At 37.1% G+C, this 13,447-nt stretch carries 11 protein-coding genes; all 11 read right to left on the bottom strand.

Annotation, left to right across the window (positions count from 1 at the left end; translation table 11 throughout):
* Positions 1–15 precede the first annotated feature (15 nt).
* Positions 16–924, bottom strand: a complete 909-nt coding sequence (locus FHP05_RS04465; protein WP_147666044.1) for a S66 peptidase family protein — start codon at positions 922–924, stop codon at positions 16–18.
* 88 nt (positions 925–1,012) lie between these two features.
* Positions 1,013–2,680, bottom strand: coding sequence for a peptide ABC transporter substrate-binding protein (locus tag FHP05_RS04460; RefSeq protein WP_147666043.1), 1,668 nt, complete (start codon positions 2,678–2,680; stop codon positions 1,013–1,015).
* Positions 2,681–2,694: 14 nt separating this feature from the next.
* Positions 2,695–3,705: an ABC transporter ATP-binding protein gene (locus FHP05_RS04455; RefSeq protein WP_147666042.1), complete on the bottom strand. Its 1,011-nt coding sequence runs from the start codon at positions 3,703–3,705 to the stop codon at positions 2,695–2,697.
* A gap of 8 nt (positions 3,706–3,713) precedes the next feature.
* The gene (locus tag FHP05_RS04450; protein WP_407923417.1) at positions 3,714–4,667 is read right to left on the bottom strand and encodes an ABC transporter permease; all 954 of its coding nucleotides are present in this window, start codon (positions 4,665–4,667) and stop codon (positions 3,714–3,716) included.
* A 1-nt stretch (position 4,668) separates the two neighbouring features.
* On the bottom strand, positions 4,669–5,601 hold the full coding sequence (locus tag FHP05_RS04445; protein ID WP_147666040.1) for an ABC transporter permease: 933 nt from the start codon (positions 5,599–5,601) through the stop codon (positions 4,669–4,671).
* 790 nt (positions 5,602–6,391) lie between these two features.
* Positions 6,392–7,720: a UDP-N-acetylglucosamine 1-carboxyvinyltransferase gene (murA, locus tag FHP05_RS04440; protein ID WP_147666039.1), complete on the bottom strand. Its 1,329-nt coding sequence runs from the start codon at positions 7,718–7,720 to the stop codon at positions 6,392–6,394.
* A 507-nt stretch (positions 7,721–8,227) separates the two neighbouring features.
* The gene (locus FHP05_RS04435) at positions 8,228–8,461 is read right to left on the bottom strand and encodes a DUF1146 family protein (protein ID WP_147666038.1); all 234 of its coding nucleotides are present in this window, start codon (positions 8,459–8,461) and stop codon (positions 8,228–8,230) included.
* 515 nt (positions 8,462–8,976) lie between these two features.
* On the bottom strand, positions 8,977–9,375 hold the full coding sequence (locus FHP05_RS04430; RefSeq protein WP_147666037.1) for a F0F1 ATP synthase subunit epsilon: 399 nt from the start codon (positions 9,373–9,375) through the stop codon (positions 8,977–8,979).
* Positions 9,376–9,483: 108 nt separating this feature from the next.
* Complete coding sequence (gene atpD, locus FHP05_RS04425; protein WP_147666036.1) at positions 9,484–10,899, bottom strand: F0F1 ATP synthase subunit beta; 1,416 nt, start codon at positions 10,897–10,899, stop codon at positions 9,484–9,486.
* A 40-nt stretch (positions 10,900–10,939) separates the two neighbouring features.
* Positions 10,940–11,797, bottom strand: coding sequence for an ATP synthase F1 subunit gamma (atpG, locus tag FHP05_RS04420; protein WP_147666035.1), 858 nt, complete (start codon positions 11,795–11,797; stop codon positions 10,940–10,942).
* 124 nt (positions 11,798–11,921) lie between these two features.
* Positions 11,922–13,433 (bottom strand): F0F1 ATP synthase subunit alpha, encoded by a 1,512-nt coding sequence (gene atpA, locus FHP05_RS04415; RefSeq protein WP_147666034.1) that lies wholly within the window; start codon positions 13,431–13,433, stop codon positions 11,922–11,924.
* Positions 13,434–13,447: the final 14 nt, after the last annotated feature.

The following is a 13,447-nucleotide window of genomic DNA, read 5'->3' as shown; positions in this document are numbered from 1 at the left end:
ATCCCACTTCTCCTTTTACAGCACTCCTGGTTCGATGTCGAGTCTTTTTTTCTTTGTGTCTAATGTTGCATTTACCCCAAGTGGTATCGAATAATGGGGGAAACAATGCCCAGTATCCAATCCCATCATCGCCGGTTTATCCAATGGACTTAAATAATGTGAAAAAACCTCTTTTAATTGATTCATATCCTCTATTCCATCAAAATGACCAAGAACCATTCCACTCATCTCATCTAGTTTTCCTGCATATTTTAATTGATTAAGCATGGAATCAATTTTATAGATTGGTTCGCCAGTATCTTCAAGAAAAACGATTTTTCCCTTCATATCTATCTCATAGGGGGTTCCAATCGTGCTTACAAGAACGGATAAATTCCCACCTACCAATTGTCCATTCGCCTTTCCTTCATGTATCATCGTTAACGTAGAAATGGCTTCCGAATAAATTATTTCCCTTGGAGAAAACAGTTGGTATTGTAAGAAAAACGCAGAAAAGTAATCAAACTCCTCTTTCGCAATGTCAGAAACAACCATTGGTCCATGAAAGGTAACCAGGTTTGCTTGTTGGTGTATAGCTGTATGTAGATAGGTAATATCACTATATCCTATAATGATCTTCGGATTTCGTTTGATTAAATCGTAATCAAGTTTATCTACAATACGTCCTGATCCATATCCACCACGTGTACAAAAAATTGCTTTTATTTCTGGATCTCGAATCATTTCATGAAAATCTTCGACACGCTCTTCATCCGTTCCTGCTAAATATCCATACTTTTTCGTAACATGTTTTCCTAATTTCACATTTAATGATAAACTTTCAAAAAAATACAGAGCCTTCATCAGTTCCTCTTCTTTTATCGCTCCTGCTGGCGAAATAACACCAACAGTGTCCCCACTATGTATGCGATTTGGTAAAATCATTTATGTACCTCCTAATTATTTATATGATTGTTTAATTGAAAGAATGAGATTGTCTGTCAATCGATGAAAGACAATCTCACACTATTACCTAGTTTTTGTCGGCATATTTTAAATCTAGATACCCAACTGGGTGACGAAGAATACCTGTCACACCATCTGCTTCTAATGATACGATATTATAATAGCGAATTGGAATAGCAATCATTTCTTCGGCAAGTAATTTTTCCGCTTTGTGTAAATACTCCCAACGCTTTTCTTCATCTACTTCTGTTTTTCCTTTTTCAATTAGTTCATCGTATTCTTCATTCGAAAAGCCAGTTCGGTTCATATATGAATCGGTTATAAAGCTTTCTAAGAAGTTCACCGGATCACTATAATCATTAATAAAGGAACTACGTGAAAATTGTAATTCTAAATTCTTTTGGGCTTCTGAAAAAACATTCCATTCCTGATTTTCCAATGTCACTTCTATTTCTAAGTTCTCTTTTAACATATTTTGTACCGTTTCTGCTACTGCTTTATTGGTGTCACTCGTATTGTATGACAAAATAACAGGAGGCAGTTCATCGTAGCCTTCCTCTTTCATTCCTTCTTCTAATAATTGTTTTGCTTGATCAGGGTCAAATGAAACAAGCTTTTCATCTCCATCTCGGAAGTCTTTCCCATCTGGGCCAGTAAATCCTGGTGAAACAAAGGCATACGCTGGTTTGACACCATTTTTTACAACATATTCTGCAATATCATCTCGATTGATTGCGTAAGAGAAAGCTTGACGGATTTTCTTATTTTGAAAAGGTTCTTCTGTTACGTTGAAACGATAAAATTCAAGGCCACCTTGTTCTCCAATATACACATTATCCCCATCAATTAGTTCATCTGATAACTCAGCAGGGATACTTGCTAAATCTAAATCACCGCTTGAAAACATTTGATATTGTGTATTATCATCATTCACCATCGCCCAGTGAACTTGATCTAATTGAACAGCATCGTGATCCCAGTATTCTTCATTTTTTATGAAGACCATTTCTTCTTCATGTTTCCATGATACTAGAGCAAATGGCCCATTACCAACAAAAGTATCTGCTTCTGCATGCCATTTTGGGTTCTCTTCTGCAATTTTTTGATTAATTGGGAAAAAGGCAGGATTTGTTAATACGTCTAAAAAGAAACCTGTTGGCGCATTTAAGACAACTTCCAACGTTTTCTCATCAACTGCTTTTACTTTCACATCATCACGAGAACCTTCTCCACTATTATACGCCTCTGCCCCTTCAATAAAATATGCTAAAAAAGCTGCTTCTGAAGCTGTATCAGGATCTAACATATGTTTCCAAGCATAAACAAAGTCCCCCGCAACGACGGGATCACCATTAGACCATTTCGCATCATCACGGATATGGAAAGTATATGTTTTTCCATCTTCTGAGATATCCCATTTTTCTGCAGTAGCTGCTTGTGCAACGGAATCTTCATCTAATCGAGTAAGTCCTTCCATTAAATTATTTAATGGCGTCCAAGAAACAGAATCAAAACCGATAGAAGGATCAAATGATTTCGGTTCTGTTCCATTATTGACATAGAGAACTTTTTCGCCCGCTTCCGCTTTATCCCCTTCTTCCTTTTGTTCCTTTGTTTCATCTGTTTGTCCTTTGTTCTCATTCTCATCTGAAGGATCTGCATCTTGTGTGGTTGTACATGCACCTAAAACAGTAGCTAAAACGACAGTAAACAAGATGAATGCCCACTTCTTCATTTCATTTCCCCCTTTTATTTGGCAACTTCTGCCAAGGTTTGCTTTGCCCGTTCATCTTGCAGCCAACAGTTTACTTCATGAGATTTTGTAAGCTTCGTATGAACAGGAAATACTTTATTACACACTTCCATTGCATAAGGACATCTCGCTGTAAACGGACATCCTTTAGGAGGTGAGAATAAATCTGGTGGTGTACCTTCAATTGGTTCTAAAGTTTCCCCTTCAAGATCCAACCGTGGCACAGAATGTAATAATCCTTTTGTATATGGATGTTGTGGATGATAAAAAATATCTCGCTTTGTTCCGGTTTCAACGATTTTCCCAGCATACATTACAGCAATACGGTCAGCTATTTTGGCAACAACACCTAAATCATGGGTAATTAATATAATCGAGATACCTGTTTTTTCTTGAATTCGTTCAAATAATTCCAAAATCTGCGCTTGAATCGTTACATCTAAAGCGGTCGTTGGTTCATCCGCAATTAATAATTCAGGCTCACATATTAAGGCCATAGCTATAACAATTCGCTGACGCATTCCCCCACTAAACTGATGTGGATACTGCTTGAAACGCTCCATCGCATTTGGAATCTCTACTATTTCCATCATTTCTAATGCTTTTTCTTTTGCATTCTGTCTCGATATATTTTTATGATGTTGGCGCAATCCCTCTGTTAGTTGTGTTCCGATTGTGAGCGTTGGATTTAATGCTGTCATTGGATCTTGGAAAATCATCGATATATCGACACCACGAATCGAACGCATCTTCTTCTCAGATACTTTCGTTAAATCTGTTCCTTTAAAAAGGATTTGTCCTTTTGTAATTTTCCCAGGTGGGTTGGGAATAAGGCGCATAATGGCATTGGATGTGACACTTTTTCCACAACCAGACTCCCCAACAATGGCCAATGTTTCTCTCTTTTTTAAATGAAGATGAACACCACGAACTGCTTTTACTGTCCCACCATATGTTGAAAATGTTACATGAAGATCTTTCACCTGTAGAATATTGTCTTTACCCACTCCTACACCTACTTTCTTAATTTCGGATCAAGTGCGTCTTGTAAGCCATCTCCCAATACATTAAATGCGAACATTGTAAATGATATGAAAAATGCGGGGAAGAACAATGTCCACCAATGTCCAGAAAGAATGGCCCCTAAAGAATCATTGGCCATAACACCCCAACTAGCATATGGTGCTTGGATTCCTAATCCTAAGAAACTTAAAAATGCCTCAGCGAATATGGCTGAAGGGACAGTTAATGTCATCTGAACAATAATTGGTCCCATTGTATTTGGTAATAAATGTTTTCGAATAATTCGTGATGCCTTTGTCCCATAAGACTCTGAGGCTAATACAAATTCGAAGTTTTTAATTTGTAATACTTGGCCTCTTACAATTCGCGCCATTCCCACCCATCCTGTCACCGTTAATGCGACAATAATGGTGGTTAAGCTTGGCCCTAATACAACAAGTAACAGAATGACAACAAGTAAATATGGTAAACCATATAAAATCTCGATAATTCGCATCATCACGCTGTCTGTCTTTCCTCCTTTAAATCCAGAAATACCTCCATAGACAATTCCAATGACAACATCAATTAATGCTGCCATTAAACCGACAAATAAAGAAATACGTGCACCAAACCATGTCCGAGTAAACACATCACGTCCTAATGAATCTGTACCAAACCAATGTTCTTTCGATGGGGGTTGGTATTGATTCGGTAAATCAGCCTGGTTGACTTCATAAGGAGAAAAAACAGGACCCAATATTGCCATAACACCTAATAACATAAGAAAAACAAGGCCAAGCATTGCCAATTTATTTTTCAATAAACGACGCCACGCATCTTGCCAATAAGAAAGAGATGGTCTTTGAACGATTTCTGATTCTGTTTTATCTTGTCTTTTCTTAGTAAACCATTCATCCGGAATATTAGATGGTATGATTGTCTCTGTATTTTTTAATTCCTTCACTTTAATCCCCATCCTTCCCATGTAGTTTAATACGTGGGTCTAATATTCCATATGCAATATCCACTAAAAATAGCATGATGATTAAAAAGGCACTATAGAAAACAGTTGTCCCCATAATGACTGGATAATCTCTATGATTAATACTTTCTACAAAATACTTGCCCATCCCAGGTATAGCGAAAATTTTCTCAATAACAAATGTACCTGTTAATATACCAGCTAATAATGTTCCCATAATTGTAATAACTGGCATCAAAGCGTTTCTAAGGGCATGTTTAAAAATAATCTTCCATGGGGATAACCCTTTTGCACGAGCCATTTTTATATAATCCTGTGTGAGAACATCCAGCATGGTTGACCTTGTAAGTCTCGCAATAATTGCCATTGGTCCTGTCGCAAGTGCAATGATTGGTAGAACCATATACTCCGGACCTTGCCATGTTGCAACTGGAAACCATTCTCTATCAACCGCTAATTTCTGGATTAAAAGGGTTGCTAAAATAAAATTTGGAATAGAAATTCCTAATACAGCAACCCCCATTGCTAAATAGTCCATGATTCTGTTATGCCGTAATGCTGCTAAAATCCCTAAAATAATTCCTGAAATAACAGCAACGATAATTGTTACAATCCCTAACTCGAACGAGATTGGAAATCCTCTACCTAACAAATCATTAACTCCTTGATTTGGTTGTGAAATCGATGGACCGAAATCAAAAGTGAGGATTGATTTTATGTATAATAAATATTGAATATGATACGGTTTATCTAAGTTATAATGTCTTTCCAAGTTGGCTTGCACGGTCTCATTGGAAGACTGTTCACTATTAAATGGTGATCCTGGAATGGTAACCATCAATACAAATGTTAGTGTCACAATAATCCACAACGTAATGACCATAATGAGCAATCTTTTTAAGATATATCGAAGCATCTTCTCCAACCCCTATGGTTATCATTATTTTGATAAAATATCTTCACTTTAATTGTATTCTTAATTTTCAATAAATATAACCATTCGTATAAAATTAGGATGGGGTTGGTAATATACTGAAGCTTTTTGCATATTATAGAAAAAACGTTTTAACAGATGTACTAAAATTTGGGGAGATTTATATAAGGGAAGGGATTTGTCTAGGGTAGGATAGATCCAATTTGTTTTCATTCATCAGAAGAACATGATTATGTCCGGAATTGTGTGTAAAATGATAACTTTATAATGGTTATCGCTACAGAAATATACTCCGCTTTCCGCGGGCGGCTGCTGAGCCTCCTCGAGCTACGCTCTGCGGGGTCTCAGCGAGGCCTTTTTTCCCGCAGGAGTCTACGTATATTTCTTTCGCTCATGTTACTTGGTCCATTTAATATTTACACAATTATTCGGACATGACCTCAGAAACGTTTCAAAACAACCATCAAATTACGACATTTTAGACAAAGATAACTAATCGTGACCATTTCTTGCTTTATTTTAAAAAACAGGAACGATTAGAGCCTATTCATGACCACAACCTGCCTTTTTTACACAAAACAGGAATGAATAGACCCTATTCGTGACCAAAACCTGCATTTTTACACAAAACAGGAATGAATAGACCCTATTCGTGACCAAAACTTACATTATTCCACAAATTCAGGAACGATTAACTACTACTTATAATCAAATGAAGTTTAAAAAAAAGAAGGCAATATATATAATCGCCTTCTTCTTGTCTTCTCATTTTTTATTGTAATTCAGCAGCAATGGAGTCAGTAGTTATTGATGGTGAAATGGATTTAATTACTTTTTCTTTTTCATCATCCACACGAGTAATATCTGCACCAAGTGCTGCAAGTTTTTCAACAAAATCGACATAGCCACGGTCAAGATGTTTTAATTCTGTAACACGTGTATAGTTTTCTGCGACTAGACCAGCTAATATTAATGCTGCAGCAGCACGTAAATCTGTTGCGGCCACTTCTGCACCTTGTAATTTCACTGGTCCTTCAATAATTACACTACGCCCTTCTATTTTTATCTTTGCGTTCATTCTACGGAATTCTTCGACATGCATGAAGCGGTTTTCAAATACAGTTTCTGTAATAACGCTTGTTCCTTCTGCACAGAGCATTAATGCCATCATCTGAGATTGCATATCTGTTGGGAATCCTGGGTATGGTAATGTTTTAATATCTGTTGATTTTAACTCTTTTGTACCAATAACGTGAATGCCGTTTTCCTTTTCATAAACTGTAACACCCATCTCACGTAGTTTCGCAATGACTGGTCGTAGGTGTTCACTCATGGCGTTTTTCACAAATACATCTCCACCGGTGATTGCCGCAGCAACCATGAATGTTCCTGCTTCAATCCTATCTGGTATGACATTGTGCTCTGTACCGTGAAGTTCTTCTACACCCTCAATACGAATGGTTTCTGTACCCGCACCAACAATATTAGCGCCCATTTTATTTAGAAAGTTTGCCAAATCTACAATTTCTGGCTCTTTGGCACAGTTTTCAATAATGGTTTGACCTTCAGCTAAAGTAGCTGCCATTAATATATTTTCAGTAGCACCAACACTTGGCATGTCTAAATATATTTTGGCTCCTTTTAAGCGGCCGTTTGACCTTGCCTCTACAAACCCATTTCCTACATGGATTTCTGCACCCATTGCTTCAAATCCTTTTAAATGTAGATCAATTGGGCGAGAGCCAATCGCACAACCACCTGGCATTGCTACTTTCGCATGGCCGTATCGAGACAATAATGGTCCGAGCACAAGGACAGAAGCACGCATTTGACGTACATATTCAAATGGAGCTTCTGTTAACATACGTTTCGTTGCATCCACTTTTACTGTATTATCCGCAAATTCGACATCTGCATTTAAATTTCTTAACACTTCATTTATAGTAAATACATCAGCTAATACAGGAACATCATGAATAACACTTGTTCCTTTACTAGGTAATATGCTTGCTGCGATAACAGGTAATACTGCGTTTTTTGCACCTTCTACTTTGACAGTACCTTTTAATACTTTTCCACCTTTTACAATGATCTTTTCCATATGTCAAGTCTCCTTCAGATCCAGTTTCACTATATTAATATTCAAAATTGATATTAGGTGTTCCAATTACAATTTTCAATTCTCAGATATACACTTTTTTAGTATTTCTAAATAACTCATGTCCAAACATGTTGTTTTTAAGATAAGTTTTTAAAAGTCATTTTGTTCTCATTTTGCATAAAGTTGATTGACAAAATTCAACACATTTTCCCAATAACTACATTCTTTCAAACAGAAAAAAGGGACTATATTTTATATAGTCATTCTTCTTTTATTTCATCACCATGGAAATATTTTTTGAACTCATTAAAAAAACAATCATTTTACATTATAGCACCATTCATCACCGGCATACAAGCATATTATCTTTTATTATGCATATGTAACACAATAGTTAAATTTTATTCAAGAAATAGAAAAAAATGTTATTAAATCTTAACAGTACAGAAGGAAATTACGCAATTTATGACAAAAAAAGGCAAAAAACTGGATAGAAAACAGACCTGCTTAATTAAAAAGAAATGTTAGATCACTAGACCATTGCAAAAACTCAAGGAAGAAACGACTGACTCCTGCTCCAATGGCAATCGCTATAAATAAAAGGAAAATACGTGCTTCCAGAGCTTTCCCTTTTCGAATTAATGGATCGAATTTTACCGATTGCATCGCCTTCCAAGTTAGGAAAATAAAAATTAAATGGGAAATCATACTTATTATTGCTGTTTGTCCGATTGAAAACATTTATATTTTTCCACCTTCTTTAGATTATTACTTATTGTTACTTTGCCATTATTAGAGATAATTGTCAAAGATTTATCCCAACTACAAATTTCATTTTATTAATGAATACAAAGATTATAGACATGAAAATATTGTAGTTTTTCAAGACTAAAGTCTTAATCATGTAACATGGATAAATTAATTGTCAAAATAAATTAGGATATATTTCCTTATTTCCAGGGAAATATCGACAAAAATAATTATTACTTTAAATAAAGCGTGAATTTTATCGGTCGATTTTTATTTTCTACAAAAATCCACTTTTCAAAGAAGCATGCACACTTTCCTTGAATTTATTCTACCGATCTCATAGTGAAGATTCACTTTGTTAAACATAAATGAATCTCCATTCATTGAAAATCCTCAATGACCACTTACAATTCCTGGTTTCTCTTTAATTTTTTAAGCGAGGGTCTTGTTGTAGCAAGTGAATCGGCGACAAAAAACCCATGACAAATGTCATGGGTAATGTATCATTATTTTTGAGCCACTTTTAATCTGTTCATTGCTCGTTTGAGTGCTAATTCAGCCCGTTGAAAATCCACATGATCCTGTTTAGATTGCAGGCGGTCTTCAGCACGATTCTTTGCTTTTTGTGCTCGGTCAACATCGATATCTGATGATTTTTCTGCAGATTGCGCAAGAATGGTTACTTTATCAGGACGAACCTCGACAAAACCACCATTAACGGCAATATATTCTGTATTATTATCACGTTTTAATCGCACATCACCAATAGTAAGTGGTGCCACTAATGGAATATGCTCTGGCAGAATACCGATCTCCCCGTTTTCCGCCTTGCAGACAACCATTTCAAAATTGTCTTCCAAAACTGGGCCATCAGGAGTAACAACACTCACATCTAGTGTTTTCAATGAAACCCCTCCTTAGACAGGCAAGGACCAGAAGAGTTCTTCCGTTCTTCTGGATAAAGCAATCGGTTCTAGGAATGGACCAATTACCATCTCTGCCTTATGTCAAAGTTATTGTTGCATTTCTTTTGCTTTTTCAACTACTTCTTCAATACGACCAACAAGACGGAACGCATCCTCAGGTAAATCATCATACTTACCTTCAAGAATTTCTTTAAAACCTTGTACTGTTTCCTTTACAGGCACATATGATCCTGGTTGTCCTGTAAATTGTTCAGCAACGTGGAAATTCTGAGATAAGAAGAATTGAATACGACGTGCACGTGCAACGGTTTGTTTATCTTCATCTGAAAGCTCATCCATACCAAGGATAGCAATGATATCTTGAAGTTCACGGTAACGTTGTAATGTACGTTGAACAGCTGTTGCTACTTCATAGTGTTCTTCACCAACGACTTCTGGGTCAAGTGCACGTGAGCTAGACTCTAGTGGGTCCACAGCTGGATAAATCCCTTGCTCAGATAATTTACGGTCAAGGTTTGTTGTCGCATCTAAGTGTGCGAATGTTGTTGCTGGTGCCGGGTCAGTATAGTCATCCGCTGGCACGTAAATAGCCTGAATAGATGTTACAGAACCTTTGTTTGTTGATGTAATACGTTCTTGTAATTGACCCATTTCTGTTGCTAGTGTTGGTTGGTAACCAACCGCAGATGGCATACGACCTAATAGTGCCGATACCTCTGAACCAGCTTGTGTGAAACGGAAAATATTATCAATGAATAAGAGCACGTCTTGACCCTCTTCATCACGGAAGTATTCAGCCATTGTTAAACCTGTTAAAGCTACACGCATACGTGCACCTGGTGGTTCGTTCATTTGACCAAATACCATTGCTGTTTTAGCAATAACACCGGAGTCTTTCATTTCAAAATAAAGGTCATTTCCTTCACGTGTACGTTCACCTACTCCAGCAAAAACGGAAATACCACCGTGTTCCTGTGCGATGTTATTGATCAATTCCTGAATCAATACGGTTTTACCTACACCCGCACCACCAAATAATCCAATTTTTCCACCTTTAATATAAGGTGCTAATAAGTCAACAACTTTAATTCCTGTTTCTAAAATAGTTGTTTCTGTTGTTAAATCTTCAAATTTAGGTGCTTCACGGTGAATCGGGTCTTTTCTTGTATCTGCTGGTAATTCTCCATCAAGGTCAATGTTCTCACCAAGTACGTTAAAAATACGACCTAATGTTACTTCACCTACTGGGACAGAGATTGGACTACCTAAGTCTTCTACCGGCATTCCACGCTTAATTCCATCTGTGGAAGCCATAGCGATAGTACGAACTGTATTATCCCCAAGATGAAGTGCTACTTCTAATGTTAATTCTTTACCAGTTTGATCATCATTATCTGTATTAAAATGGACAGTCAAAGCATTATATATTTCTGGGAGTTTGTCTTCGTCAAATTTAACGTCAACAACAGGTCCCATTACTTGAGTAACATGTCCTCTACTCATCCGTTTCCCTCCTAACGAACTAAAAACTTATATCATGGAGCTATTCTAATGCTGCCACTCCACCAATAATTTCGGTAATTTCTTGTGTAATTCCTGCTTGGCGTGCACGGTTATATGCCAATGATAAGTCTTCGATAAGTTCATCTGCGTTATCTGTAGCACTCTTCATTGCTGTCATACGTGCAGCATGCTCACTTGCTTTTCCATCAAGTAATGAACCATAAATAAGACTTTCCGCATATTGTGGTAGAAGCACTTCTAAAATAGCTTCTTCACTTGGTTCATATTCATATTGACTTGTTGAACTTGATCCTGTTTCCATATCTGTAATTGGCAATAACGTTTTGGACGTTACAACTTGTGAGATAGCACTCACATAGTGATTATAGAAAATAACCAGTTCATCAATTTCTTCATCTGTATACATTTGCACTGTTTCAGTTGCAAGCTTTTTAATATCAGCAAAATTCGGTTGATCCGCTAGACCGAGAATACTTTTTATTACTGGTAATTCTCTTTTCGTACAAAACTCATAACCAACTCGTCCGATTGCAATAATGGCATATTCATCTTTTGATTTATGACGTTCTTGTACGGTTTGATAAAAACTTCTTAAAACGTTACTGTTGTATGCACCAGCTAGCCCACGATCAGATGTAATTATTACATAACCTGTCTTTTTCACGTTACGTTTCTGTAACATAGGATGTGTTGCATCTGTACTAGAAGCAATGTGTGCTACAACTTCTTGAAGTTTTTCACTATAAGGAACGAATGAACGAGCATTTAATTCTGCTTTTGCCATTTTAGAGGCAGATACCATCTGCATTGCTTTGGTAATATGTTGCGTTTTTTCTGTTGAATCAATCCGTTGCTTTATATCTCTTAATGATGCCAAGCTTTTTCACCATCCTTCCTAACAGAAGTCTGTGTTAGAAGTGGGGGAATGAAGGATCGCTAAACCTTCCTTCATTTAGCCACTTTCCAACTTTATCTATTATAAAAACGATCTAGAATATTTATTATTTATTAGATGGCAAGAATGTTTTCTTAAACGTTTCTACAGCTTCATTCATGTCTTTTGCATCAGGTAATTGACCTGTTTCTCGGATAGAAGCTAGTAGATCTTCACGATTATGGTCAAGCCATGTGTTGAATTCTCCTTCAAAACGAAGAATATCTTTTACCGGGATATCGTCTAAGAAGCCTTTTGTAAGGGCATAAATAATCATTACTTGTTTTTCAACAGCTAATGGTTTATGCAAACCTTGTTTTAGTACTTCAACTGTACGTTCCCCACGATTCAATTTCGCTTGTGTTGCTTTATCAAGGTCTGAACCGAATTGGGCAAATGCTTCTAATTCACGGAAAGCTGCAAGGTCAAGTCTTAATGTACCAGCAACTTTTTTCATTGCCTTAATTTGGGCGTCTCCCCCAACACGAGATACAGATAATCCCGCATTAATCGCTGGACGAACACCTGAGAAGAATAGATCAGATTGTAAGAAAATCTGTCCATCTGTAATGGAAATAACGTTTGTTGGAATATAAGCAGAGATGTCACCTGCTTGTGTTTCAACAAATGGTAATGCTGTTAATGATCCGCCACCTTTAGCATCACTTAACTTAGCTGCACGTTCTAAAAGACGTGAGTGTAAGTAGAATACATCACCAGGGAATGCTTCACGACCTGGAGGACGGCGTAATAATAAGGAAAGTTCACGATATGCTGCTGCTTGTTTAGATAAATCATCATAAACAACAAGCACATGTTTACCATTATACATGAACTCTTCACCCATTGATACACCAGCATATGGTGCGAGGTATAACAATGGTGCTGGATCTGCTGCAGAAGCACTAACTACGATTGTATAGTCTAGTGCACCATAACGACGGAATGTTTCAACCGTTCCACGAACAGTTGAATCTTTCTGTCCAATTGCAACATAAATACAAATCATATCTTCGTCTTTTTGATTCAAAATGGTGTCAACTGCTACCGTTGTTTTACCTGTTTGACGGTCACCAATAATTAATTCACGTTGTCCACGACCAATTGGAACAAGTGCGTCAATCGCTTTAATTCCAGTTTGTAGTGGTTCATGAACAGATTTACGATCCATAACCCCTGGCGCTGGAGCTTCAATTGGGCGAGTTTTTGTCGTTTCTGTTGGTCCACGACCATCAATTGGTTGACCAAGTGGATTAACAACTCGTCCTAATAGTTCCTCCCCTACAGGTACTTGCATAATACGGCCTGTACGACGAACTTCATCGCCTTCTTTAATATCTGTATATGGCCCAAGAATAACGATACCTACGTTTGACTCTTCCAGGTTTTGTGCCATACCCATTACGCCGTTTGAAAATTCAACAAGCTCACCAGCCATGACATCGTCAAGACCATAAGCACGTGCGATACCGTCACCAACTTCAATTACTGTTCCGACATCACTTACTTTAATATCTGATTCGAAATTTTCGATTTGTTGTTTAATCAACGTACTAATTTCTTCAGCTTTAATGCTCATACCATTTCACCCCT

The sequence above is a fragment of the Cerasibacillus terrae genome (assembly GCF_008039555.1).
GTDB lineage: Bacteria > Bacillota > Bacilli > Bacillales > Amphibacillaceae > Cerasibacillus > Cerasibacillus terrae.
This window is presented reverse-complemented; position numbering and strand designations above follow the sequence as displayed.